This is a genomic window from Gimesia fumaroli (genome assembly GCF_007754425.1).
Taxonomy (GTDB): Bacteria; Planctomycetota; Planctomycetia; order Planctomycetales; family Planctomycetaceae; genus Gimesia; species Gimesia fumaroli.
The window spans coordinates 4,794,218-4,819,289 of the sequence record NZ_CP037452.1; the positions used below are offsets into that span (position 1 = coordinate 4,794,218).

The window sequence follows — 25,072 nt, forward strand, 5'->3', positions numbered from 1 at the left end:
CTCCTCTCAAGAAATGAAATAAAAAATATAAGACCCCAAGAACAGGGGATAAAAAGACAGGTTCACTTCTATTGAAAACGCATTATAACAAAATTGTTTAAATTGTTATACAAAATTCTGATCGACCATCAGAATTGGGAACGCAGGAACGTCGTTGAATACAATATAAAACTCCCGTGTACCAACGCTCGACTTGCCCAACCGTGCTCGTTCGATTTCAGTGAGACCATTCCAACCCGTGTTGCAGTAGGGTGCGGCCCTATGTAGCCGCCCGCAGGGACAGGGTGGTATTTGTGCCAACATTCGAACGCTTCAACTGATCCCGTCCACAGAAGAATAGAGTTGATTGCCACCAGGCGGGCGAGCACATAGGCTCGCCCCAAAGATGATCAGGGGTCGGTTTGTTTTTTATCCAATACACTCAAATCAGCTCATTTTCAGTCCATTATGGCGATCTCTCTGATATCACGGAAAATTGTGTTGCAACTCGGTATAAAATGTTATAATCCACGCATCGAATTTGGTTTATACGATTTTCAGTGAGATTGCGCATGAACGAATTGGAAATGAACCGACGGCAGGCCCTCATTGCGAGCGGCCTGGGTACTCTCAGTCTCGGCATGCCTGGTGTGGTGATGGGCAGCGACAAGGTGGACGCTTCGGGGAAGGCGGTTCGGGCCGAGAAGTCGTGTATCTTCATTCTGCTGTGTGGCGGGCCGAGTCACCTGGATACCTGGGATATGAAACCGGAGGCACCGCTGGACTATCGTGGGCCTTACATGCCGATCGCCACCAAGGTGCCGGGTATGCGGATCAATGAGATGCATACCGAGTTGGCCAAGCTGACCGACGAGTTCACGCTCATCAATTCGATGTCGCATCCGGGCGCGATCAGCAATCACTTCGATGCGATGCACAATCTGCTCAGCGGCCAGTCAAACAAACGGGTACAGCAGGGTATGGCGAACGAGCAACCTTACCTCGGTTCCTTCGTCGCCAAAATGAGACCGAGTAAACGTAACTTCGTCTCGAATGCCTGGCTGATTAAATGCGTGGGACCGCCTGTGTTTTGTGCGCCCAATATTGGAATTGGCGGCTACCTGGGATCGGCATTTGCCCCCGTATTTGTCGGCTCGGCCAACAATCACCCCGCGATGAAAAACTTTAAGCCGCCCGAAATTTATGCCCCCTACGACGAACAGCGACTCGAACAACGCAAATCGGTACTACGTCACCTGGAATCCAAACGTCTGGACAAAGACCAGACAGTCAAAGACTGGTCTGACCTGCGCGAAAAGACCTATGAAGCGTTGACGCGCGCCGAAGGGCGCAGAGCGTTTAACATGGAGGAAGAGCCGGTCAAAGTCCGCGAAAAATATGGCATGCACCCCTTGGGGCAGAATCTGCTTTTAGCAAGGCGGATGGTGGAATCGGGCGTCCGGTTTGTGACGGTCAACGGTTGGACGGGACAGGCAGAGTACGATAAGAAAGGCCCTCCGAGCAGCAGTTGGGACATGCACGGCGGCAACATGGGGATGGGTAATGCCTTCGGTAACGGCTCTTACGGCATGGGATTCTGCCTGCCTCGTCTGGATCAGGCACTGGCCGCCCTGCTCTCCGACCTGAAGGATCGCGGCATGCTGGACAATACTCTGGTTGTGGTCACCGGCGAATTCGGCCGCACCCCCAACGTACTCAAGCAGGACCCGCCGGGTCGTCAGCACTGGCCGCGCTGTTTCTCATCCATTCTGGCGGGAGCCGGCATTAAAGGGGGGAACGTGTACGGTAAATCCAACAAGTACGGTCAATATCCCACGCACAACCCCGTCCGCCCCGAGGAACTGGCAGCGACAATCTACCACGCGCTGGATATCCCGATTAGTAATCCACAAGACCCCACGGGCCTCTTACGCACCTTAACCACGGGCAAGCCAATCATGGAGTTGTTTGGGTAACCGGCTTGGAATGAGTAGAGTTCAGAGTCCCCAGGCACTTACTCCGAAACCAGATTCAACAGGTCACCAATCGATTTGTGCTTTTCAATGGCATGCCGTAACGGTTGATCCGTCAGGACTTCGTAGTGATTCCGACGGCCTATTTTCTCTCGTTTAACGAATCCTTCTTCTTCCAGATCCTGGATGATCCGCTGGACGGCGCGCTCTGTTATGCCGACTTTTAAAGCGACTTCCCGCAACACAATCGAGGGTTCGCGATGCAACACGATCAGAACGTGTGCATGATTGGTCAGGAAGGTCCAACGGTTTCCGGAATCCGTCGCAGGACTCACTGCTGTTCCTGATTTCGCGTCGCGCATCGCGTCTTTCCCTTGCTGTTTTCCGTCTCTGACTCTGCCGGAACCACTCCCGCGTTTATTTTTTGACGATTTTTTCATCGCAATATCACCCACTCCGAAAAGTAAGGAACGTGCCTTACTTCCTACTATCACTGATTTTAGAGCATAAGAGCATATTAGCCCTTTATAGTGTATCCGATCCTGAGATGAAATCAAATTCACGAAAATAATTACGCCTCTCAAACGCTACGATTCAGGTGCATTCCGCGTACATTCCTGGAAGCTGCCTCAAGAATTTCAAAATAAATGACGAAAAACTATTGACGACATTTATTTCGCGTATCATTATACGCGAATATGAATACGCGCTTTGTTTTTCACGACTTTTTTTTAATGAACTGAGGAGCATGTAATGTCTGGTGCAATTGGTTTGATCTTGATCCTTCCTGCTTGCCTTCTGCTGATATATGGGCTCATTCCTAGAAAAGCGGCGAACACGCGGGTCAATCAACTTTGTCAAATGACAACCTTAGAAGTGGTTTCATAACTTATTAAGTAAGGTGAACACGCACGCGAGTTGTGCGAATCCTAAAAACAAATGACTGTATCTTTCATACCGTACTACCAGGCGACGAAAGTTGAACAACCAACTGATGGTGCGTTCGACTTTCCAACGGCGTTGATATCGCCGCAATGCACGCCCATCCTGCGTCGCTGGTTTTACACGGTTCTTGCGATGCGGACAGATCAGCTCTATCTTCCGTTCCGCCAATTGTGTGCGCAGGGGATCGCTGTCGGCCGCACGATCATAAATCAGGCGATCAGGGTCGCGTGGCAAAATGCGCTGGTCCAGCAGGGACTCAATCAACTTCACCTCTGCCGGCGAGGCACTGGTACGATCCAGAGCGAGAGGGAGTCCGTTCCCGTCGACCAGCAGCATAAGCTTGGTTCCCTTTCCCCGTTTTGTCTTGCCGACATCGGCGCCCCTTTTTTTGCAGGGCAAAATGTGCCATCCCCGAACGCTTCCGACCAGACTACCAGCTTCCGGCGATCGAGGTGTTCGAGTAATCGCTGCCACGCTTCCAGGAACACACCGTCTTCGGTCCATTCCTTGAAACGACGCCAGCAGGTGCTGGGCGATGGTAAAAATGTTGGTAAATCTTTCCATCGGGCACCAGTCCTTAATACCCAAAGGATTCCTTCGAGGCACTCGCGGGCAGCCACTCTGGGCCGCCCTCCGGCTGCGTTTGCCGGTGGTTCTGGAAACAGATCTTTGATCAGAAGCCATTGCTCGTCCGAGAGTTGTGGTTTTGGTTCCGTCCTGGACCCGGTTATGTTGCGACCTGTGGCAGGTCGGGACACGCGGGTCATGGTCATAATGAGACCTCCTTTCTGGGGAGGTACTCTTACAAATACTATACCAAACTGTTCACGTAATTTTGGGTTTTGAAACTACCTCTAGTCACAGGCTTTCAATGCCTGCTCGCGACTCTCTTTGTTCTGCTCTACTCCTCACAGGTATTTTTTGACGCTCGTCTGGTTAATCTACCCGAAACCGTCAAACTCGCCAATCTCAACCTCGTGATGTTTGACGGTGCCTCTTGCTTGATGTACTCACTGGTCAGCTTTGTTGGCTGGATCATCAGCCGTTTTTCGATCCGATACCTGGATGGTGAACCCGAACAAGGCAACTATTTCCGCTGGACCGGTTTTACGGTGGGAGCAGTCTCCCTGATGGTGATTTCGGGAAATTTGCTGCTGTTCATCCTTGCCTGGGCGATCTCCAGTTTAGGGCTTCATCAACTGCTTCTATTTTACAGAAATCGACCCGCGGCTCAACGGGCTGCATGGACGAAATTCACTGTGAGTCGGATTGGTGATATTGCCTTGATCGGTGCTACGATCCTGATTTACCAGGAATTTCAGACTCTCAATTTTTCCGAGATCTTCGCAGCCATCAAGTACCAGTCCGGATTCGATTCTCCCCGGATCATGTGGGCGGTCTCGCTACTGGTACTCGGCGCCATCTCCAAATCCGCTCAATTCCCCTTCCATACCTGGTTGCCACAAACACTGGATACACCAACTCCCGTCTCGGCTTTGATGCATGCGGGAATCGTGAATGCGGGAGGCTTTCTCATGATCCGTACCAGCCCCCTGCTTTTCTTAAATCCCACCGCCATGGCTGGTCTGGCTGTGGTGGGAACAGTCACAACCTGTTTTGCCGCCACCGTGATGCTGACGCAAACCAGCATCAAGAAGAATCTGGCCTATTCCACCATTGCACAGATGGGCTTCATGATGCTGCAATGTGGCCTGGGTGCTTTTTCCGCTGCCATGCTGCATATTCTGGCTCATTCGCTCTACAAAGCGCATGCGTTTCTGAATAGTGGTAGCGTGCTCGATCAAACCAAGGCGTCAGGTTGGAATCAGGCAAACCAACACCAGGAGAAGGTCTCCTCAAGCAAACTCTTGATAACCGGTGCCTGTATTGTCCTGGTTTACTGCGCGAGCCTGGCGCTCTTCGGTATCAACCCGCTCACAAAACCAGGTGGCATTCTACTTGGGTTTATTTTATGCCTCGCCCTGCTGGGTTGGATGAGACAGGCTTTACAATCGAACAATCGTTCCCTGCTGCTTCGAACCGCTGGCATCTCCCTGGTACTCTGCCTGGCCTACAGTCTCAGTTTCGTCGCGATCGACAAAATTGTGGGACTGAACCAGAGCACTTCTAATACTTCTGATCTAGCCTGGGCCGCGGCTACCCTGATTGTGCTTGGATTCATCAGCCTGGCTCTGCTACATCGAAAGGTCTCACAACCTCATCAACCCGCATGGATCAACAGACTCTATATCCATGCCCTCAACGGGTTCTATCTTGAGGCGTTGCTCAGGCAACGTTTCGGAAATCTGAACCGTGAATAAACTAGTTCCATCTCTCATTGTTTCTTGCCTTAAAAACAAATTTATTAGAAAGAGTGACACAATGTCAGAAATGAAATCCGAATCATCCTACTTTCCTTTACCCAATCTCATCAACAGGACTTCCTCCAGACAACGATATCTGATCGAACAGATTTCCGAAGCTCTCAAGGTCGTTTCTCAGGTAGTTTCCCCTGTTTCGCCTTTGAAAGATTATGTGGCAATCAATCCCTATCACGGGATTTCCGAACGGTCTTTCTTAAACGCACGAAATTATTTACGAATCTTTTCAGACTGCGAAACCCTGATGCCCCTGAAATACTATGCTGAAGAATTCCGTTCGGGACACTTTGGGATTGAACAGATCCAGACTGCTGTCGAAGAATTAGAGAGCACCAAGATTCGCACGCATCAAATTCCCTCTGCAGAAAAAATCGTTGAACTGTTACAAAGCCTGGACGAACAAGACCATTCTCCTGACGAGTTGAAACAGAAATACGACAGGCCCGTTCGCACTCTGTCTGAGATGCTGGATCAAAACTCTCAGAGAAACTGGACGGAAATGATCCGTGATGAGATCTCTAAGTATTGTGCAATGCATTATGACCAGGGCGAGGCAGTCTGGGGCAGCCCCTGGAAAGAGCTGACCTTGTACCAGTCCTGGCGTTCAGCGGCTGTCTATGATCGAAATCTGGAATTCCAGGGACTCACCGGCTTGTGCAGATATATCTCCCAGCTTCCGCATACACCTGAAGCCGCGATGATCAGTTCATTGAAAAGTTTGAACGTTCCACCAGCGCTGTGGGAAACCTACTTACTGTGTCAGGCCTTTTCAATTCCCGGCTGGAGCGCCTGGGTCAAAAATCAGTCTGAAGAATCGGGAATCGAAGATCCATTGTGTAATGACCTGGCGGGTCTATTGGCGATGCGTCTCGCATACGATGCCGCACTCTCAAAGGCGCGGGCATTCGAAGTGAACTGGGGTAACTATGCCAAAAACCGTCCCGTTTCATTTAAACTCCCCTCCGATACACAAGACAACGAACTTTTACGATATACTCTGTTACGCGCTTCGGAAATCGCGTTCCGAGATCAGCTGCTGCAAGGACTCGCGGCTCAGACTGAGACTGCGATCAGAGACTCTGAATCCCCAACGCATCCCGTATCCGTCGAAACAGAGCGAAAATCAGCACAGATGGTTTTCTGCATCGATGTACGATCAGAGCGAATTCGACGGCAACTGGAATCGGTCTCTTCCCACATTGAAACATTCGGTTTTGCGGGATTCTTTGGCCTGCCGATCGAATTCGTGCGACTGGGGGACCAATCAGGAGACCACCAGGTCCCCGTCTTACTGAAACCGCAAATGAAAATCTACGAAGATCTCCATGCTGCAGAGCCTGATTTGAAGTCTCAACTTGTCAAGCAACGCAGCCTTTCCAGCTCAATGCGAAAACTCTGGAAAAACCTGCGGACTTCAGCCGTGGGCTGCTTCCCGTTTGTGGAAACGACCGGTTTACTCTATGGACTGAAACTCTGGCAGCGGTCCGTTGGTTCCACACCACAGCCTTCCAGCGCCGATCCTCAGGCAGCATTCAGTAAGAGTGATGATGCGCTTGAACCCAGCTTGAATGATTTGAATCAACAGGGAATCACATTATCAGAGCTGACTGATTTAACTGAATCGATGTTAAAAAATCTGGGTTTGACGAAACACTTTGCTCGATTGGTGGTCTTCTGCGGTCATGGCAGCCAAACAGAAAACAATCCTCTCAAAGCCGGACTGGACTGCGGCGCCTGTGGGGGGCACTCTGGCGAACCGAATGCGCGAATCGCAGCGAAAATCCTGAATCAGGCTGCGGTACGGCGTGCTCTTGAACACCGGGGAATCACAATCCCCTCTGACACCTGCTTTATCGCAGGCTTACACAACACTACGACAGACAGCATCGATTATTTCGAATGCGATCAAGTTCCAGAGACACACCACCAGGACTTGAAAACGCTCATCGAAATATCTCAGCTTGCTTCTGAGAATTCCCGAGTCGAGCGAATGCCCGAGATAAATGCGCCCACAATGACCGATCTGATGCGACGCGCCGCTGACTGGTCTGAAGTACGTCCCGAGTGGGGACTGGCAGGCAACGCCGCTTTTGTGATCGCCCCCCGAGAGTATACACGGGAGATCAACCTGGATGCGCGAACGTTCCTGCACAGCTATGATCACAAAAATGATCCGGAGGGGATCGTTCTGGAGAATATCATGACGGCTCCGATGATCGTTGCCCACTGGATCAATATGCAATATTACGCATCTACCGTCGACAATCCTCATTTCGGCAGCGGAAACAAGACGTTGCATAATGTTGTCGGAGGTTTCGGAATCCTATCCGGGAATGGCGGGGACCTGATGACGGGCCTCCCCTGGCAGTCGCTGAATACAGGTGCGAACTTTCAACACAAACCACTGCGTTTACAAGTCCTGATCGCCGCGCCGCGAAATGTCATCGACAAGATTATTGCGAAACATCAAGACATCTCGAATCTATTCACCGGCGGCTGGTTGCACCTGATTTCGCTGGATGAACAACAACAGTTTCAGTACTCCACTGATGGGAACTGGAACAAGATTGAACTGACACAACCATGTGACAGTCGCCTGTAACAAACTAATTGTTTACTGAAATTCAAAACCAGGAGAAACACAATGAAGATTACAATTATCGATCAAAGTCAATTATTAGGCCAACAGTTGATCCAACTCTGTAAGCGCTATTTGCATGATGTTCTAGCGCCCCATTTCCAGCCCATGATGCTTTCCATGGAACTGAATGTCAAAGCCCTGAAAGACCCCCAGGGAGAGTTAAAAAAAGTATATCGAGTTCAGATCGATCATGGCGATGGTCAAATTGTCTTTCACCAGAAAGGGGAGAACATTGACATGTGCCTCGCCAAGATTGCCGAGACCGCTCAACGAGAGATCTCCCGAGAGAGAGCACGTTCTATTGCACGAGTGAAGTGCTTATACTAACTCACAAAGGATCTTAAACACCAAGATCTTCGAATAAATTTATTGATCCGTATAACAGTAACGAAGCCAATGAGTCTAAAGGTCCAGTCTGACAATTTAAATATTCTGATCGTTAAATCGTCATTTCTGATTATCACCCAAAAGGAGGAGTCTGATGACAATCACTTTTACTGATCGAAATCAGTTATTAACTCATCAATTAAAACAACTTTGCCAGAGACGCCTTGACTATGCACTGTCAAGATTTCAGTCGATGATCACATCCATCGAGTTCAGCGTCAGCGACTTGAATGGCCCTCGAGGAGGCATCGACAAAGCATGTCGCGTCAGAATTATTCACAGAAACGGTCATCTTATCGTCAATCAGAAACACGAAGACCTGTCTGTGTGCATCTCCAAAATTGCAGAAAAAGCCGCTCGCACCCTTTCCCGCTACAGGTCGCGTTCGCAGAAATTCAACCGCACGCGGCATACCGATTTGATAGAAACATAAGAAACCAGGGGCAGGTTATTCGTACTCAGAAATCCTGCCCCGCCTGTTTCTCCTGATTAATCACATACTTCTTTACTGTTGCCGAAATTAAATATTTGTCCCCGTTTCTGATCTGCTTTGAATATCTATGAAACAAAACAAATTACCAGAACATCAGGCGAAAATGATTCTGCACTTCTTCCGGGCCTAAGGCACGCTTGTAAAGCGCGAATTCGTCAATTCCACCTACGAACTGCCTGAGCGTATTCACGAGCCTGAGCTGGCCGAGGTATAGCTTGTAGCCAGAGGAATCACTTTCCACGTTATGAAAAACGCGGCGTGCAATCGATCCATTAAGATACAGTTCCAGCATATTATGTTTCTTGACGACAACAACTTGCATCCATTGTCCCGGAACACAGTGTTCTCTTGAGATGAGATTCGTCCCGAACTTCCAATCAGGACTGGGGGGAAATCTTTGCAGAAAACGGATGTTGCCGATCTCATGTTTCATATTAGCAAGGTATTCTTTAGCCATGATCTCAATCACATTGAGATGTTGGATTCCAACGGCATCTGTTTCTTGAATGACAGACACACAAGTCATATGCGCTAATTTGTCTGCTCTGATCCAGAACTCAACCGAAAAGGGCCCCTCGTTCAATTCTGGAAAGGGATCTGCCGGCATAATCATACGCGGAGCTTCTGACAATCGAAATTGAGCATATCCATCAGCAATTTGCAAACATTCGGGTTCATTGTGATTTCGGATGACGTCGGCTGTCCATTGCAGCCCCATTTCGTTTCGAACCTGGCCAAACTCTTCCGCCTCAAAACGCCAGTAAACCAGCGGTCGCGACTGTTTAACTGCGTCGATATACTCCTGCCTCACTGGTAATCCTAATGAGGGAGTTTCGACGCTGTTCGGAGCAAGAGTAGACGACTCCAACTTGTTTGGTATCGCCATTTTCTTTGGATCGCCTGATGACTCTTTTGGTTGTTTACTGACAATAGAAGTCCCCTCGTTTGCTGACAGCGGAGTTTCTGCCAGTTTATTTGTCAGCGGTTTCGCTTCTCTAGGACCGTCTTTATCGATTTGAATTCCAATTTCGGTCCCTAAATCAACAACAGCAGCCTCAGGCGCATTGATCACAAAATCAATTGCTGACTCGGGGATTAACACAGTTGCTCGTCCCGAATGCAATGTGGCAGCCGACTTTGAGATCATTTCGATCTCCGCCGGACCAACAATCGTAATCAATGCACCACTGAAGAATTCGAGTTGGATTCGCCCATGAGGAATTTTCAGCGTCCCCGCTTTAAAGCAGCGTCCGACTTTAAACTCATCAGAGTCGATGCCATCAACGTAAGTTAAAATGGCGATATCCGGAGTCTGTTTCATTTCAGGGAGAGGGCAGACATTGAATGTCTCTTCCCGATCTGGCACTTTTGTTTGCGTCCTTGATGGTTGTGCAAGGTTCTTCCCACTGGAAACGTTACCAGATTGCCAGGGCAGTAATAAAAAGGAAAAGACGAGCAACAAGCAGACCACACAGAGAACCATAACAATGATCGAGTTACGTCTTGTCGTGTTCTGTAGAGTTTTCAGTTGTATGATCGTTGAGGAACTCAAACTCGAATCCGGAGCAGAGCATTCTTCATAGAAAGCAGATTCGAGATCCACTAATTGAATATATCGATTCCGAAACGCGATATCGGATTGAATACGCTGCTCAATCGTTCTCAGTTCGTCTTCTGATATCCGACCATCAAGTAAACGTCGAATCAGGTCCACGTCACTTTCAGAATTTTGCCCCTCAGGGAATGGTAGCGACATCGAATAAAGTCCTTTATATCCTGTCCAAAGCAGCAACGCGGCGTTCGACGCACTTTGTAATTAATTTGCGAACCCGGTCTAATCGTCGATAGAGCGCTTTGACAGTCCGTCCTTGCTCTTCAGCAAGTGTCTTGATGGTTGATGAATCTGAATATCTGCGTTCCAACATGTTCCGATCTTCCCTGGTAAGTTCGGAGAGGCATAGTTTCAGTGCAGAACGTTGTTGGCCCAAATATGACTCTTGCTCTTTTCGTGACTCTGCCAGCAGAGACATGATTTCTTCATTAAACATCAGCCTGCTGCGTGCACATTCCTTGCGAAAATTAAGTGCTTCAAAATAGGCGAAGCGGGTTGCCCAAGGCAGGAAGTCTCTGTCCTGGTCGAATTCCTCAAATTTTTCCCACATCACAAGTGCCGTTCGCTGTAATACTTCTTCTGCATCATCCCGGCGCGGGATGAGCATCATAATGTATCGCAACAGCTCACGATCATAGGTGACCATAAACCTGGCAAACAGATTCCCGGAAAGATTCATCGAGTCACATTGATTAAGGACTTTTTGGCGCAATGATTCGACCTTATTGACATGTTCTCATCTATATAGACTAACTCTCCAGAGCGAGGTCAAATTCCCCCCCGCAATCTCTTTCTTTTTCGTGTATTAAAAAATTTACTGACTAATTTTAACAATTTGATCCTATTTTCATAAAAAACAAGGGGAATTCATCGCTGCAACGGAGAATTACAGCAGTGAGGAAGATCCATTCATACTCCCCGTTTGGGCTTCCTTCCATTTATCCTTTCCTTAAACAACGGGATTTCTAAATTACATTTCTCTGGGGTGGATTCTTATCTTTGGGCTGGGATATATAATTATGAGAAAACGTTCGCAAGGTTTTACACTCATTGAATTGCTGGTCGTCATTGCCATCATCGCCATTTTGATTGCCCTGCTGTTACCTGCCGTCCAGCAGGCACGGGAAGCGGCTCGCAGATCTCAGTGTAAGAACAACCTGAAACAACTTGGTCTCGGTTTGCACAACTACTATGAAACGTTTTCCCAATTTCCGCCGGGAGGCGTTCACTCCAGTGTGCCTCGTAACGGTGGAAGTGGTCATAGTTTTGGCCCCAGTTTTTATGGCTTGCTTTTACCATACATGGATCTTGCGACGATGTATAACGCAATGGTATGGGAAGGGGAGTCACCCGGATATGTCAATGAAGGCGCTGGGAGCGCGGGTGATGCGAACCGCGTAATTGTCAATGAAGCAGGTCAAATTCCGGCATTCACCTGCCCTTCATCAACGCTTGACGTTCGAAATGGATCATTCGCTCCCTTCGCGCATTATGCCGGTATCACGGGAGCCGCTGACCCGACCTCATTCACAGAAAACCGCATCTTCGACGATGGCAGCCTGGGGCTGATTTCAGGTGGGGGGATGCTGGTCCCCAATAAAGGCGTCCGTCTGCGCGACTGTACCGATGGGTCCAGCAATACGATCATGATTGGTGAGGCTAATGGAAAACTGGAACGACTGACTGCCGGAACCTATTCCAAGCTGGCGGCCACGGGAACAACGCATGGCTGGCTGATGGGACTTCGCGTGACAGGTACCCCGCCCAATCTTCAGCCCGTCTCCGCGAATTCAGATCAACGTTGCTTTAACCTGACAACCGTCAGATACAGCCCCAACCAGGAGCCCTTTGCCAATCAACTCTTCCCCGGAATGGGCAGTAATGTCGGTGCCAATAATCCACTGATGTCATTCCATGTGGGAGGTGTCCAGATTTTGAAAGGAGACGGATCTGTTCGCTTTCTGAGCGAAAACGTTCATCTTGAGACCCTGAAGCAATTGGCAACTCGCGATGATGGTCAGCCAGTAGGAGAGTATTAAGACTGACCTGTTCCTTTGAGTCCCGTGTCTAGCAACATGGTTGAATTTTGTCTCGATCATAATTTGAATCTGAATCCCTGTTACAAAGGAAGTTTCCCATGCGCGCGCCACGTATTGTTACTTCACTGCTCATTGTTCTATTGGGGCTGAGCACGACAGCATGCTCAAAAACAACAGACTACGGCCCGATGGGGAGTGTCACCGGTAAGCTGACGATCGATGGAAAAGCGATTGACCAGGGAACGCAGTTACTCTTCATGAAGATGGATGCCGGCTATGCTGCCTTTGGTGAAACGGATGCAGAAGGAAATTACTCGATTACCTGGGCCCGCGATGGGGAACGTAAATCCGAAGTCCCGTTGGGCAGTTATAAAGTCCTGATTCAACCACCCCGAGTTGGCAAAGATACGGAAGAGATGTCCGCAGAAGAGATGCTCGAAGGCGGGGACGTGGCCCCTGCCAAACCGAAATTCCCTGCGAAGTATCAACAACACGCCACCAGCGGCCTGGAATTTACGGTCAAAGAGGGCGAAAACAAAATTAACATTGATTTGAAGTCGAAGTAAATTCGATTCTCAATTCACGATCGCATGGTTTGCGTTATGACACATCGTGTTTCGAATGGGCTTTCTGATCGGGTACTTTGAAATCGGGATTCACAAGTTTAAAGTCGGCGTTCTCGGCTCCTCCTGATGGGACATCGAATTCCAGAGTCGTTTTCGAATTGTAGTTCTCCGGAATCGGGTTAGGGCCGCGGCGATCCTTTCCCGATGAATCATAGGTCGGCAGAATTTCCTCGAACGCATCGAGTGAAATCATCACATCATTCGGCCCGACAACTGCTCCTCTGTTGCCGGTCATGACAACGGCAAGTTCATAATGACCTGCTTCATCCGTTTTGCCGTACGACTCAGCCGCTCCTTTGGCCTCACTGTCATCGTCAGTCGTTCGAGGACGAAACAGTACCGTGGCGCCTGGCAGCGGTTCACCGTTCATCGTCACCGTTCCCGATACCGACGCCAGCTTCACATTATCAGAACCGCATCCTGTGAATCCCACTAAAATAATCATCAGCGGAAACCATCGCGAAATCGAAAAGTCGCTCATCTGTGAAAACACTCCTGCAAACGGAACTTAATTCATAAGAATTTCACTCAGCTCTCTGATTCTCTCACCAGAAACGGGATGATCACCACTCCCCGACGATTTCTCCCCCTTCAGGAGTTCCCAGACTTTGAAATATTCCTAAATCGATGTTTTCACTTAAAAAGCGACTTGAGCCATCGGCCAACAGCACCTGCATTCCACCGACATGCATGCTGCCCCAGCCTCGCTTACAGGCATTACTGCCTCCCGTGCCTCCAATTGCCACACAGCGATCATAATCGGGAATCAGAGTGCGACGTTGGGCCGTGAAGGAAGACTGACTGTAAGAAGTATAAGTGTAAGCCCAGAACGTCCCGCGACGAGGACGTGTTCGCGTATGATACTCTGCCACCACGATCGTATTTGAAGTTCCATCAGAAATTGAATTGAATTTCTCCACTGTGTAACCACTGGTCCCGATACTATGCAATACGCCTCGCCAGCTACTTGGAAGAGAGGCCCCTTCCGCATTGTCCATCCAGCCACTCGTATCAGTTTTACCAGAAACGGCGCGATAGGAACTCATTCGATATTGCAAACCGCTCCCCGGCCCACTCTCGGGTTGCATCAATTTACCGGCGTTGGTATCCGAAGGGCAGTTATAGACAACCATGTTTTGTTCCCGGACAGTCGCATTGGGCGGGTCTTCATTGAATGCGTTGGAATCATACTTTTGAAACAAGGGTGCCTGATCGAGGTATGGTAGAATTGAGATGGCCCAGTTGATACCGCTTTTGGTTGCACAACAGGTTCCCAGTGTAACCCCGCCCGGAGGAAACGAATTGTAAGCCTCATGATAATTGTGCAACGCTAACCCAATCTGTTTGAGGTTGTTCTTGCAGGAACTCCGTCGCGCTGCTTCGCGGGCCTGCTGGACAGCGGGTAAAAGCAATGAAATCAAAATCGCGATGATCGCGATCACGACTAACAATTCAATCAGTGTAAATCCGCGTTTGTGTGTATTCATAATCGAGCCCCTTATGAATTAAGAAATGGATATGAATGAAGTGATCGCGTCTCAAAGCACACGCATTTTTCACTATACCTATTTTTAATCAAAAGTATACATAATTTTCACACACGAAGATTTTGCGTTTCCAGCAGGATTAATTTTAGTTTTATTAATAAAAACGAGTGTCATTTTTTTATTCGGATTAATTCCATGTACAAGACTGTTTCGACTTGTTTGAGCAATAGCAATGCACGAAGAGAGAACCAAAAAGGAATTCACCTCATCTCAGATTTTCTACTGTCAGTCCTGTAAGAAAACCAATTCGGAAGCGGCAAAATATGCGTTCTTAGGCTTATAGATTAAACCCAATACAGCCATTGTGGCGAATATTTTCGCTTAGGGCTTGCAATGGCGAAACTATTCGCTAACATCGACTTAATTAGCGAAATTATTCGCTACTTGTATTTCCTTTCACTGGAGCCCTGTTATGCCGCGTCCCCCGTCTTCACAACTGACGGAAGTCGAGCTACAAATCCTTCGCATTCTTTGGGAGAAGCAGGCTGCGACAGCGCGTCAGATTCATAACTCTCTCTCTGAGTATCGCAACACAAACTATTCCACGACAGTCAAGATGCTGTCGGTCATGCTCGGCAAGAAACTTGTCAAACGTGACGAAACGGTTCACCCGCAGATATACCGTCCTGCCGCCACACAACAACGTACGCAGCAGAAAATGCTTAAGGATCTGATCAGTAAAGTTTACAATGGTTCCACAGGAAGCCTTGTTTTACAAGCACTTTCCTCACAAAAAGCTTCTCCGCAAGAACTGTCCGAAATTCGTCAATTACTGGATGAGTTGGAAGAGAGTGAGAAATGAACGCGTTAGCAACGATATTCCATTCGGCTTGGGCTGAGCGCGTGGGTTGGACATTGCTGCATTCCTTATGGCAGATCGCACTACTCGCAATTGCGTATCGTCTCGTGTCGATCTTGCTCAGAAATCGTCCCGCAACCGTTCGATATTTGATCAGTTGTGTGACGCTGTTCTCTATGCTCGGTTTTCCGCTGAGCACGTTTTATCTGCTTTCACAAAATGCCATGCGGGTTTCGACAGACATTAACAACACACCCACAATAGTTAGTGTATCAGACGATTTACCAGCGTCCTCGAAAGTCATAACAGAATCTGAGAAGCTGATTATCGATCCCCAATCTTCGGTGACACAATCCTCTTCGACAGACAGCGACACAAAGACTGTTTCATCTGCAGACCTTCCTGCAAATTCTTTCTCAGATAAACTGTTCTCTCTATTGCGTCCCTGGCTGCCGCTGGCAACCACTGTCTGGTTAATCGGGACTCTCCTCTTTGCACTAAGGCCACTCTGGGGGTGGCTCCACGTACGCCGGTTAAAACGCCACGGATTATCTCCACTCTCGCCCCAGTTACGAGACCTGGGAGCCAGCCTGGCTGTCCGGCTTGGCATCAAGCAAGGCGTACAATTTCTGCAGTCATCCCTGGTAGAAGTGCCGACGATCGTTGGCTGTTTCTCTCCCATCATTTTATTACCAGCCTCAGCTATCACAGGCCTCACAGTTCAAGAACTTGAGATGATCTTAGCGCATGAACTGGCCCACATCCGCAGGCATGACTATTTGATCAACCTCGCGCAAACGGTGATTGAATCTCTGCTCTTTTACCATCCCGGCATGTGGTGGATCTCGAATCAGATCCGCCAGGAACGCGAGCATTGCTGTGATGATATCGCTGTTGCTCTGGGTAAAAACTGTGCCGTATACGTTCAGGCGCTTGCGCGGCTTGAACAGCAGCGTCATGAGACTCCAGCCATCGTACTGACCGCAACAGGCGGATTGCTCATCTCCCGCGTTCGCCGAATACTGGAGCAATCGAAAAACGAGGTAGGCTATGTCAACATCACAGCCTGTCTTACCGGACTGGTCTTGATTGGTCTGGTTGCGACTGCGTTCATGATGAATAACATCCCTCAGAAAAAATCGATTGTTCTTTTTACCAGTGAGCAGAACAGCGAGTTGCCTGAGGGTGAATTGAGTGTCGAAATTCCGAATCGCCTCATCAAAGTGATTAAGGCATACGATCTGCCGTTTTTTACTGAAACGAATCTGGATCAAATTCGCAAAGATTTTCGTCTGATCGTCGAAAAGTATGCTCCGAAAAATATGAGCGATGAGCGTAAACGTTCCATTCTCACGGCGATTGAAGAACACAGTAGTCAGTATCTGTTTCTACCCAGCTTTGACGCGAATAGCATGGAATCGCTGAATAAAAACTATCTGAATATGCCTGACCGACTCAAAACACTCCAATGGAAACTTAGTCAGGCGTTGCAGCGCGGTCCCTTGAACAAAGAACAGGCGCAACGTCGGGAAGAACTGTGGACGTTCATGTCAAATCATATTATGAGTTTACCCGAGTTTCGTCAATTTACTCATAAGTCAGCACTCCAGGATCTTAAGACTCGTTTTACGGATCCTCTGTGTACCCAATTCGACCGTCCTCTGACCGATGAGCAATTCAATAAGTTCAAAGGCATACTGCAGCGAAGCTCTTATAACAGTAAGCATGAAATAATGCTTGTGGTTGCTCATCTGTCTGGGGCAGCTCAGCAGGCATATCGTCCTTATACCAGAGGCATCACTCGCACTCTGCCTTTTGACGATGAAGTCAAAAGTGCCCATACCAGTAATGGATATGTGACTTTGAGGTTCACATCAAACAATAAATTCTGCGGTAGGAAACAAGAGTTAGAAGATTTCAATAATTCATACACCGTTTTTGATACGGACTCTGACATTCAAGCAAATGCATATCCACTCATCACTGTGCCAGCAGACGCCCGCGAACCGGACAAAATCTCTCACTGGCTCAATCAAACGGGCAAAGGCGATTTCGGTTATAAAGATGGCGAACTGTTTGCAGTACGTGGAACAAAGCTGGCATTGCTGAATGTAAAAAACTGGCTCGAAGCCGATGCAATCAGCAACGGTGACTTGCTTGCTGAAATAAATCAGCAGGACAAACGTGCCATCAATGTCAAAACCTATATTCAAACCCATCAGGATCAGTTTCTAGCGCGCCATATCACTGGATACCGTTACATTGAATACATTGGCCCTTACATCGGGGTACTGAACCTGGAAGGCCACCTGTCAGTCGTTCACGTCAAAAAGGACTCCTTCAAGGACCGTATTTATCTCAATTGTCGCCCGCGTCCGTAACAACAGAATTGTTGACAGGACCAGAGAGTCAGAAACGGGTAAGCTTCCCCTACCCATCCCGTGCAGTCAGTCCTGTAAGAAAACCGGCTCGGAAGCATCGATATATGCATGCTCAACTAATTTCGGCAGCGCACCGGGACGTAGAATTTCAGACGTGTTGTGTATCTCTTCAAGCGACCACCATCGGATCATTTTGAAAATCCGGCGTTCACTGTCCGACATCCCTACCGAATTGATTTGGGGATCATCAGAGGCGCGGCACACAAAGTAGGTTTCGTGGCTGAGCACCAAGCCTGCTTCCGGCAGATTCAATGGAACTTTCCTCAGGCCAACCTGCCTGCCGATTGCGATATCTGTCAGACCAAGTTCTTCCCGCAACTCACGCCGGAGCGCATCCACTGTTTGCTCCCCCACTTCAATCCCCCCGCCAGGCGTCGCCCAGTATCGGAGCACATCAGGCCGCACGGGATTGACTGGCGTCGTATCTTGATGCTGGATCAAAAGCACCTGATCTTGATTGTTCAGAAGAATCGCCCGCGCTGATTCACGTTGCTGCATGGGATATTTCACTATCTGACAATAGACAAACCTGAAAAAACGAGACCCTGATTTCCAGTCTAACTAGTGGCATTATAAGCTCTTAGAAAACTTTGAATCAGTTCACTTTAAAGCTGGATATTAACCAAGTCCCTTGGGTACGATAGATCATATTCAAGCTTATGTCTATTCGATGAGTTAACGACATTTGAGATCAGATGGGCCATCATAATGGAAGAACAGGAATCCTATTCTGTAACCGCCTGGGTAAAAGCGTTACAGGAGGGGGAGGCAGATGCTGCTCAGAATCTCTGGAAGCGGTATTTTGAAAAACTGGTCACTCAAGCTGAGGCGCGCATTCGAAATTGTCCCCAAGGCACAATTGAAGCGGAAGATATCGCGGTTTCTGTCTTTGAAAGTCTCTGGCGTGGTGCCAATGAAGGTCGATTTCAAAATCTCAATAATCGAGACGAACTGTGGTGGCTTTTGTTAGCCCTTACCAAACGCAAAGCTGCCAGTCATATCCGCAAAGAAACCGCCCTCAAGCGGGGTGGGAACAAAACACAAAAATCATTAAACAATGACGAAAACTCTGGTTACACTTTTCAGGAACTCGTTTCCGATGAGCCGACTCCCGAGTACCTGGCCATGCTTCAGGAAGAATACGAAAACTTATTATCAAATTTACGTGATGATCGACTTCGCGAAATTGCGGTTCTTAGATTAGAAGGATACACAAGCCAGGAAATAAGCAAACAGTTGGAGATTTCCATTCCGACTGTCACGCGGAAATTGCGGCTGATACGTGCCGCATGGTCGAAAGAGTTGGCCTAATGAATTCTCCCGATTTAGATTGGGTACCAGATGAGGATTCCTTTACGGCAAATCAGATTGATCTGATTTGCGACGAGTTTGAGTCTATCTGGAAATCGGAAGATCGTCCTCAAATCTCTGATTATTTATATCGTGTGGAAGAACCGTCCCGATCGGCACTTCTGGTTGAACTGGTCCGGTTGGATTATGCGTATCGCCTGGAGAAGGGAGAAACCCCCTCTTCGGAAGAATACGTGTCTTTATTTCCTGATTACTCTGATGTGTTATTAACACGCGTCAATGAGTTTTCATCTATCGGAAAAGAGGTTTCCGAAGCACCTTCGAAAATTGGCGATATTGAATTACTCGAAATAGCAGGCTTCGGTGCGTTCGGTACGGTCTGGAAAGCCTGGGACCTGGAATTAAAACGCCAGGTCGCCGTCAAACTTCCTTCCAACAAACTGGATGGGAAACAGCAGGTCGATCTGTTTCTCCATGAAGCGCAAGCGGCAGCAAAACTGCATCATCCCAACATTGTCCCCGTCTATAGTTCTGGCCAAATTGATGGCCGTGGTTATATTGTCTTCAAATATATCCAAGGAGAAACGCTTCGCGCACTCTTAAATAAACAGGCTCTCGCACACGAGCAGGCAGCTCAAATTTGTCTGGCATTGGCCGCAGGATTGGATCATGCCCATCAGCAGGGAGTCATTCACCGCGATCTTAAGCCGAGCAATATACTAATCGACGAAACGGGCCAACCACATATTACTGATTTTGGATTAGCAAAGCGCATTGACGTGACGGCCAGTCTGGCACATTCGGGAACCGTTCTTGGCACAATAGCCTACATGAGTCCCGAACAGGCAAAGGGGCGTTCATCCGAAATCGAAGCGCATTCTGATATCTACTCGCTGGGCGCGATTCTCTATCGGATGTTGACAAATCAGATTCCCTTCGAGGGAGAGCCACATGAAGTCCTGCAGCGAATTATCAATCAGGAACCGGTTGCGCCCCGTAAGATTGAACCATCAATTCCCCGTGACCTGGAAACCATCTGCCTCAAAGCCAGCTCCAAGCAAAAACGAGATCGCTATCAAACTGCAGGCGAAATGGCCGCAGACTTAAAACGGTTCCTCGACAAAAAACCGATTCAGTCCCGGCGTGTTTCTAAGTTAGGACAACTCTGGAGGAAAATCAAACAGCGACCTTTAGCCTATAGTCTTTTAGCAAGTGTTTCCTGCCTTTTAATCTTCCTAGGCTCTCAAGTCCTTTTTCCGGCACCTCCTCCCAGTGACGATCCAATCGTAACCTTAAACACAAAACCGGAAGGCGCTCAGGTCGCGTTTATCCCCCTCAGTAAAAAAAACGGCGAACCGATGCCCGAACAGATCATTCATGCTGAAACAACTTCGCCTGTTACGCTTCCACTGGAACCGGGAGATTATTTGGTCGTCGCATATTTTGATGACGAACGGTTTCACGAAGTCTACCGGCATGTGCCGGAGAAGCATGAAGGGATACCGGAGGTATTTGCTCATCGGGAATTTCGCAGAGAAAAAAACAATCCCAACCAGATCACGCTTCCCTCAATTCGAATTCGGAAAACACAAGGGGTCACAAAGGGTATGGCATACCTTGAGGGAGCAAATCGAGTACTATTTGGAGGAGATGGAAAATACTTTCTGCCGCATCATGACCGTAGCATCCCAGGTTTCTGGATGGACACAAGAGAGCTTTCAGTAGAAATCTTCACAAGATTATTTGATATGAAACCAAACCTACAACCTACTGGTAGAGAAGGTCCTGATTATGCGGTGGTGCTTCAGTATGACATGGCTGTTAGCTTAGCCGAAAAACAAGGGAAGCGTCTCCCTACAGAGTTTGAATGGGCATATGCGGCAACGCAGTTGGGAACGACACGTTTTTCGTGGGGAAATCAACTAGCGGTGGAAGAATTTGCGAAACAGAACAAGTTCTTACCAGTAGGGTACCCCTTATTTGATCAATTCCCAACAACGCCCCCGATTTTTGGCCTCTGTTCTAATGTGGCAGAATGGACTTGTACCCAAGTCTACATTCATCCTGAGGAGCAATTAAATTTCTCAAATGAAACTCCGACTTCGCTTAAAAACTATCGGGTTATACGAGGAGGCAATGAGTCGGTTATATTTGATGGAAATCCCGTCGTCGATAGCAGCAGTCGCGACCCACGAGTCAGGTGCTTTGTGCATCGTGGTGATACTCACCCGGGACTGGGAATGCGGTGTGTGAAAAGTGCCTATCCTCGGCTGAAGCGAGAGGATTTTGCTTCAAGTCTTTCCCAGAAATAAAACGAGCCTCAGTATGACAAAAACTGAGGCTCGTTCACTATTAAGATCTGACGAAACATCAATGGAATCACTCAAGGTGCAAGTAAAATAATTCCAGATTTTACTTTCGTCGGATCTTTGGGATCGATTAACCCCTGCACAATTGCCTCTCGTTTATTATTTGGGAATTTCAGTTCAAAAGGATCTGGTTCTACCTGGTCGGGTGGAACTTCTGTTGCTTCAAAACCCACAAAAATAATTCGTGGATCTTCCAGTTTGTAATTCCAGACTAACTGATCAACATCCCCATGTGGAAGAGCTCCACTATTGTAGTCTACGAATATTTTATTGAAGTCAATTTCAATGGCAAACAACTTGACGATGATCTCCTTTTGTTCTTCTTCCCCTTTCTTGACCATTATCTTAATAAATCTTGGGTCATACTTTTTACATTTTGAATATCTTGAATCAAATATCGGGGTACACTTATAGTGAATTGGCTCGTTAATGATGGGCTTCGGATCTTCGTTTTTCAATTTAGGTCTGGAGGTATCAATACAATTTCCCCCGGTACAGGTTCCATTCTGGCAGATTCCGTAAGAATATCCTGAACCCGTTAAAAGAATTGGTTCCGGTTCCGTACAATCACTGCTCAGATGTTTTTCACCAATCCAAAATGTTCCAAAATCATGTAACGCACAAGAACAAGGAGTCCCTTTGGGGGCACAGGGAGCTGGCGCATATGTAACACACGGTGGCGCACAATGTCTCGCACGCTTCCAGTATTTCTTCTTCGCGTCTGCTGTCGAACTTAAAAGCATCAAAGCACACAAACTGAGACAAAAAAAGCGTTTCATAACTTACTCCTTTAGAAACGACTGAGAGAAAAAGAGACGAACTGTTTACGTAGACCGTCCCGAAAAGATAGGGAGCCGCGCTCCGCTGTGTTGAGCTGTTTTGTTTTTATTGACTCTGAAAATGAGCACTTAGGAAGTTGAGATGCAGAGAGTCTGCGCGGTTTTAAAACTCTCCGATGGGTTGGCCATCGTCGCGGACAGCGAGTTGCTTCAATGTCGTCAGATTGATATTTTCACTGACGAAACGAACAGAACCATCTGCCAACAGAACCATGACTCCCCCTTCATGAGTAGACGCAAGGGGATTATTCGGGCCGTGATTATTGTGAACGCCTGGTTGATCATAGCTTGAGTTAGGTGAATAACGAATTGTAGTTATATTATAAGAAGCTGCTGGATAACTTAGATTATTCGGCTCATAATTGGGAGGAGTTCCCTCTGCAGGAGTGCCCGTAATCCAGCTATAGGGAAATGCGCCTCCAACATTTTGTTTATTTCCATTATCGTCGAGTACAAAGTTGGACGCTTCTCCTACTACAATCGTATTGGAAGTTCCATCGCTAATATCACGTTCTCTTACGTTCGAATTAGAGACCAGAATTCCATCTGCTGAAAGAATCCCGTCAGGAGGGCTGATGGGTGCACAGCAAAAAGAGACTCGTTTGGCTGGGAATCCATCCTCATTGGAAGCACCGGAGATCCCCACATACGACGGCTGCATATGCATGTTGAACCCCATCGGGTGAGTTTCATTAAGTGGACTCGACGGGCAACGCATTGCCTGAATGATTATCCCATCCAGTAATGGACCGTTTATCGCGCCGGGAAATATTGGGAATCCGTTATGTGGAGAATTTTGATCAAATTGCTGATAAAGATTCCCTTGATCAAGGGCAGGTAACAAGCCGGGCCAGAATGAAAGTCCGAATCCATTTTGTGATCGCGCGCCGATCGGAAACGACACATGGGCGTCATGATAGTTGTGAAGCGCAAGACCAATCTGCTTAAGATTATTACGACATTGAGTCCGTCGGGCCGCTTCGCGTGCCTGCATGATGGCTGGTAAAAGGAGAGCAATCAGCAAGGCAATAATCGAAATTGATACGAGTAATTCAATCAGTGTGAATGCGCGAGGGGTTCTGTGATCATTCAACATTTCATGGGCCCTTGGTTGAAAATCAGGTTGTGTTATTTCGTATTGATCACTACTGCTCTATTTACACTAGAAAGATTTCTTCCGTAATCAATAAGATAATCACAAATGTGACATACATCTGGATATTTAACACTAAATGTACCTTTGTTTCAAACGTGGGAGGTAAATCTTTGTGTCTATAAACAAACCGCGATTGAAATTCATTTATGCTCACTGAGGGTCAAAATTCTTGTAGAGATTTAATTTCCGAAATGGACTCTTGTATCGGAACCCATTGATTTTGCTGTCCCATTCCAGGCATTTGAACCAAAACTATTTCCAAAGCAGAATAGAAAAGCTGCTCCCTGCGAACAGTTCTCGATTCTTTCTGAACTCATGAAAAGTGGCTTCCGGTATTAAATTATTTTCACTTTCATACTTTGCCCAGAAATACTCATTCCCGCCTCTTACTGTGAATTTTCACTGGATATGAAAAATGAAACTCTTGCAAAGAGTGACTCACTATGGTGCTTTTCCCAAATCGAGACCATCATTATTTCTAACATACAACCTGATCCTTGATCCGTTCCCACAGAATTCGGGACTGTATTCCGATCAGAAAAATTGCTAAAAACTACGAAACGAATTCAGTTAGATCCACATTGCGTCTAGAAAGCACAGGGAGAAACCGAATGCGGGCCAAAATAAACGGAGCCAAAATCTATTTCGATGTCGATGGCATGGGTCTGGTTCCCGAAGTGGACCAAATGGTTGAACGGCCCGTTTTGTTTCTGTTGCACGGCGGGCCGGGGAGCGATCACTCCAGCTTCAAATCGAATTCCGCGCCGCTCCGCGATACCGCGCAACTGGTTTATGTGGATCACCGCGGATCGGGTCGCAGTGGCCCCGCTGATCCAGAGACCTACACGCTCGACCAGAACATTGACGATGTTGACGCGTTACGCGAGCACCTCGGGTTGGAACGCATTTCAGTCCTCGGTTCGTCCTATGGCGGCATGGTGGCCCAGGGTTATGCCATTCGTTATCCCGAGCGCATCGCGAACCTGATTCTCGTTGCAACGACACCCAGCTACCGTTTTCTGGAAGACGCAAAGCAGATCGTCAAAGAACGTGGCACTCCCGAACAACGACGTGTCTGTCAGTGGCTTTGGAACGGGACTTTTGAGTCGCAACAGCAGGTTTATGAATATTACAAAGCAATGGGGCCGATGTACTCCACCAGATTCGACCTGGAGAAGCTGGAAAAGAGCTGGCCGCGCGGCATTCGCAACTTCGAGCAGCTTAATCTCGGATTCAGCAATTTTCTACGCACGTTTGACTTCATCGATCAGCTCCCTACCATCACCTGCCCGACCCTGGTGCTGGGAGGCGCTCACGACTGGATCTGTCCCCTGCAGCATTCCAAACTGATAGCAGAGAAAATCCCCCGCGCCCACTTGAAGATCTTCGCCAACAGTTCCCTCTCCATTGCCGACGATGAACCGGAAGCCTATCTCACCGCTGTCCGGGGTTTTCTGACCTACTGCAATTCATAGAAAATCCCCCCTCAACACATTAACAGCCACTTATATATTGATCTTTTACCTATCTGTGC

The 25,072-nt window shown here is 48.0% G+C and carries 21 protein-coding genes; 12 read left to right on the forward strand and 9 right to left on the reverse strand.

Annotated features, from left to right (window positions below):
* Positions 1–551 precede the first annotated feature (551 nt).
* Entirely contained in the window at positions 552–1,955 is a 1,404-nt protein-coding gene (locus Enr17x_RS18055; protein WP_145311113.1) for a DUF1501 domain-containing protein, read from the forward strand.
* A 38-nt stretch (positions 1,956–1,993) separates the two neighbouring features.
* On the opposite strand, the gene Enr17x_RS18060 is transcribed toward Enr17x_RS18055, so the two are convergent.
* Entirely contained in the window at positions 1,994–2,392 is a 399-nt protein-coding gene (locus Enr17x_RS18060; protein WP_145311115.1) for a helix-turn-helix transcriptional regulator, read from the reverse strand.
* 442 nt (positions 2,393–2,834) lie between these two features.
* Positions 2,835–3,664 (reverse strand): IS5 family transposase gene (locus Enr17x_RS18065; protein ID WP_390622553.1). Its coding sequence is split into 2 segments (ribosomal slippage): positions 2,835–3,274 and positions 3,274–3,664, totalling 831 coding nucleotides; the frame shifts between segments, so codons are not numbered across the junction.
* Between the two features lie 75 nt (positions 3,665–3,739).
* Here Enr17x_RS18065 and Enr17x_RS18070 point away from each other — a divergent pair.
* The 4 genes from Enr17x_RS18070 (at position 3,740) to Enr17x_RS18085 (ending at position 8,739) form a co-directional block, all read left to right on the forward strand.
* On the forward strand, positions 3,740–5,218 hold the full coding sequence (locus tag Enr17x_RS18070; protein ID WP_145311117.1) for a proton-conducting transporter transmembrane domain-containing protein: 1,479 nt from the start codon (positions 3,740–3,742) through the stop codon (positions 5,216–5,218).
* 61 nt (positions 5,219–5,279) lie between these two features.
* Positions 5,280–7,880, forward strand: a complete 2,601-nt coding sequence (locus tag Enr17x_RS18075; protein WP_145311119.1) for a YbcC family protein — start codon at positions 5,280–5,282, stop codon at positions 7,878–7,880.
* Positions 7,881–7,922: 42 nt separating this feature from the next.
* Positions 7,923–8,246, forward strand: a complete 324-nt coding sequence (locus Enr17x_RS18080; protein ID WP_145311121.1) for a hypothetical protein — start codon at positions 7,923–7,925, stop codon at positions 8,244–8,246.
* 154 nt (positions 8,247–8,400) lie between these two features.
* Positions 8,401–8,739 carry an HPF/RaiA family ribosome-associated protein gene (locus tag Enr17x_RS18085; protein WP_145311122.1) on the forward strand — a complete coding sequence of 113 codons (339 nt, stop codon included), beginning with the start codon at positions 8,401–8,403 and terminating at the stop codon, positions 8,737–8,739.
* 142 nt (positions 8,740–8,881) lie between these two features.
* Here the strand turns inward: Enr17x_RS18085 and Enr17x_RS18090 are convergent, their stop codons facing one another.
* Together Enr17x_RS18090 and Enr17x_RS18095 are read right to left on the reverse strand one after the other, a co-directional pair.
* On the reverse strand, positions 8,882–10,555 hold the full coding sequence (locus Enr17x_RS18090) for a LamG-like jellyroll fold domain-containing protein (protein WP_145311124.1): 1,674 nt from the start codon (positions 10,553–10,555) through the stop codon (positions 8,882–8,884).
* Between the two features lie 13 nt (positions 10,556–10,568).
* Entirely contained in the window at positions 10,569–11,090 is a 522-nt protein-coding gene (locus Enr17x_RS18095) for a sigma-70 family RNA polymerase sigma factor (protein WP_145311126.1), read from the reverse strand.
* A 340-nt stretch (positions 11,091–11,430) separates the two neighbouring features.
* On the opposite strand from Enr17x_RS18095, the gene Enr17x_RS18100 reads away from it, so the two are divergent.
* Together Enr17x_RS18100 and Enr17x_RS18105 are read left to right on the forward strand one after the other, a co-directional pair.
* Positions 11,431–12,450 carry a DUF1559 domain-containing protein gene (locus Enr17x_RS18100; RefSeq protein ID WP_145314062.1) on the forward strand — a complete coding sequence of 340 codons (1,020 nt, stop codon included), beginning with the start codon at positions 11,431–11,433 and terminating at the stop codon, positions 12,448–12,450.
* A gap of 98 nt (positions 12,451–12,548) precedes the next feature.
* The gene (locus Enr17x_RS18105) at positions 12,549–13,016 is read left to right on the forward strand and encodes a hypothetical protein (protein WP_145311128.1); all 468 of its coding nucleotides are present in this window, start codon (positions 12,549–12,551) and stop codon (positions 13,014–13,016) included.
* A gap of 34 nt (positions 13,017–13,050) precedes the next feature.
* On the opposite strand, the gene Enr17x_RS18110 is transcribed toward Enr17x_RS18105, so the two are convergent.
* Positions 13,051–13,557, reverse strand: coding sequence for a transthyretin-like family protein (locus Enr17x_RS18110; RefSeq protein ID WP_145311129.1), 507 nt, complete (start codon positions 13,555–13,557; stop codon positions 13,051–13,053).
* Between the two features lie 82 nt (positions 13,558–13,639).
* Positions 13,640–14,563, reverse strand: coding sequence for a DUF1559 domain-containing protein (locus Enr17x_RS18115; RefSeq protein WP_145311131.1), 924 nt, complete (start codon positions 14,561–14,563; stop codon positions 13,640–13,642).
* Between the two features lie 472 nt (positions 14,564–15,035).
* On the opposite strand from Enr17x_RS18115, the gene Enr17x_RS18120 reads away from it, so the two are divergent.
* Together Enr17x_RS18120 and Enr17x_RS18125 are read left to right on the forward strand one after the other, a co-directional pair.
* Positions 15,036–15,425 carry a BlaI/MecI/CopY family transcriptional regulator gene (locus Enr17x_RS18120; RefSeq protein ID WP_145311133.1) on the forward strand — a complete coding sequence of 130 codons (390 nt, stop codon included), beginning with the start codon at positions 15,036–15,038 and terminating at the stop codon, positions 15,423–15,425.
* The gene (locus Enr17x_RS18125) at positions 15,422–17,803 is read left to right on the forward strand and encodes a M56 family metallopeptidase (protein ID WP_145311134.1); all 2,382 of its coding nucleotides are present in this window, start codon (positions 15,422–15,424) and stop codon (positions 17,801–17,803) included. The genes Enr17x_RS18120 and Enr17x_RS18125 overlap by 4 nt, the downstream gene beginning before the upstream one ends.
* A gap of 66 nt (positions 17,804–17,869) precedes the next feature.
* Here Enr17x_RS18125 and Enr17x_RS18130 read toward each other — a convergent pair whose 3' ends face one another.
* Complete coding sequence (locus tag Enr17x_RS18130; RefSeq protein ID WP_145311135.1) at positions 17,870–18,361, reverse strand: NUDIX hydrolase; 492 nt, start codon at positions 18,359–18,361, stop codon at positions 17,870–17,872.
* Positions 18,362–18,571: 210 nt separating this feature from the next.
* Between Enr17x_RS18130 and Enr17x_RS18135 the strand changes: the two genes are divergently transcribed.
* Both Enr17x_RS18135 and Enr17x_RS18140 read left to right on the forward strand, forming a co-directional pair.
* Entirely contained in the window at positions 18,572–19,174 is a 603-nt protein-coding gene (locus Enr17x_RS18135; protein ID WP_145311136.1) for an ECF-type sigma factor, read from the forward strand.
* Positions 19,174–21,486 (forward strand): bifunctional serine/threonine-protein kinase/formylglycine-generating enzyme family protein, encoded by a 2,313-nt coding sequence (locus tag Enr17x_RS18140; RefSeq protein WP_198000654.1) that lies wholly within the window; start codon positions 19,174–19,176, stop codon positions 21,484–21,486. The genes Enr17x_RS18135 and Enr17x_RS18140 overlap by 1 nt, the downstream gene beginning before the upstream one ends.
* Before the next feature lie 71 nt (positions 21,487–21,557).
* Here the strand turns inward: Enr17x_RS18140 and Enr17x_RS18145 are convergent, their stop codons facing one another.
* Positions 21,558–22,322 (reverse strand): hypothetical protein, encoded by a 765-nt coding sequence (locus tag Enr17x_RS18145; RefSeq protein WP_145311138.1) that lies wholly within the window; start codon positions 22,320–22,322, stop codon positions 21,558–21,560.
* Between the two features lie 163 nt (positions 22,323–22,485).
* Positions 22,486–23,478: a DUF1559 domain-containing protein gene (locus Enr17x_RS18150; protein WP_145311139.1), complete on the reverse strand. Its 993-nt coding sequence runs from the start codon at positions 23,476–23,478 to the stop codon at positions 22,486–22,488.
* Positions 23,479–24,149: 671 nt separating this feature from the next.
* Between Enr17x_RS18150 and Enr17x_RS18155 the strand changes: the two genes are divergently transcribed.
* A complete protein-coding gene (locus tag Enr17x_RS18155) occupies positions 24,150–25,013 on the forward strand; it encodes an alpha/beta fold hydrolase (protein ID WP_145311140.1) in 864 nt (287 codons plus the stop codon).
* Positions 25,014–25,072 lie beyond the last annotated feature (59 nt).

Bases quoted from the DNA above. Each gene is read 5' to 3' on its own strand.
- Enr17x_RS18055 (WP_145311113.1), top strand. From the start codon at position 552: ATGAACGAATTGGAAATGAACCGACGGCAGGCCCTCATTGCGAGCGGC.
- Enr17x_RS18060 (WP_145311115.1), bottom strand. From the start codon at position 2,392: ATGAAAAAATCGTCAAAAAATAAACGCGGGAGTGGTTCCGGCAGAGTC.
- Enr17x_RS18075 (WP_145311119.1), top strand. From the start codon at position 5,280: ATGTCAGAAATGAAATCCGAATCATCCTACTTTCCTTTACCCAATCTC.
- Enr17x_RS18080 (WP_145311121.1), top strand. From the start codon at position 7,923: ATGAAGATTACAATTATCGATCAAAGTCAATTATTAGGCCAACAGTTG.
- Enr17x_RS18085 (WP_145311122.1), top strand. From the start codon at position 8,401: ATGACAATCACTTTTACTGATCGAAATCAGTTATTAACTCATCAATTA.
- Enr17x_RS18090 (WP_145311124.1), bottom strand. From the start codon at position 10,555: ATGTCGCTACCATTCCCTGAGGGGCAAAATTCTGAAAGTGACGTGGAC.
- Enr17x_RS18095 (WP_145311126.1), bottom strand. From the start codon at position 11,090: ATGAATCTTTCCGGGAATCTGTTTGCCAGGTTTATGGTCACCTATGAT.
- Enr17x_RS18100 (WP_145314062.1), top strand. From the start codon at position 11,431: ATGAGAAAACGTTCGCAAGGTTTTACACTCATTGAATTGCTGGTCGTC.
- Enr17x_RS18105 (WP_145311128.1), top strand. From the start codon at position 12,549: ATGCGCGCGCCACGTATTGTTACTTCACTGCTCATTGTTCTATTGGGG.
- Enr17x_RS18110 (WP_145311129.1), bottom strand. From the start codon at position 13,557: ATGAGCGACTTTTCGATTTCGCGATGGTTTCCGCTGATGATTATTTTA.
- Enr17x_RS18115 (WP_145311131.1), bottom strand. From the start codon at position 14,563: ATGAATACACACAAACGCGGATTTACACTGATTGAATTGTTAGTCGTG.
- Enr17x_RS18120 (WP_145311133.1), top strand. From the start codon at position 15,036: ATGCCGCGTCCCCCGTCTTCACAACTGACGGAAGTCGAGCTACAAATC.
- Enr17x_RS18125 (WP_145311134.1), top strand. From the start codon at position 15,422: ATGAACGCGTTAGCAACGATATTCCATTCGGCTTGGGCTGAGCGCGTG.
- Enr17x_RS18130 (WP_145311135.1), bottom strand. From the start codon at position 18,361: ATGCAGCAACGTGAATCAGCGCGGGCGATTCTTCTGAACAATCAAGAT.
- Enr17x_RS18135 (WP_145311136.1), top strand. From the start codon at position 18,572: ATGGAAGAACAGGAATCCTATTCTGTAACCGCCTGGGTAAAAGCGTTA.
- Enr17x_RS18140 (WP_198000654.1), top strand. From the start codon at position 19,174: ATGAATTCTCCCGATTTAGATTGGGTACCAGATGAGGATTCCTTTACG.
- Enr17x_RS18145 (WP_145311138.1), bottom strand. From the start codon at position 22,322: ATGAAACGCTTTTTTTGTCTCAGTTTGTGTGCTTTGATGCTTTTAAGT.
- Enr17x_RS18150 (WP_145311139.1), bottom strand. From the start codon at position 23,478: ATGTTGAATGATCACAGAACCCCTCGCGCATTCACACTGATTGAATTA.
- Enr17x_RS18155 (WP_145311140.1), top strand. From the start codon at position 24,150: ATGCGGGCCAAAATAAACGGAGCCAAAATCTATTTCGATGTCGATGGC.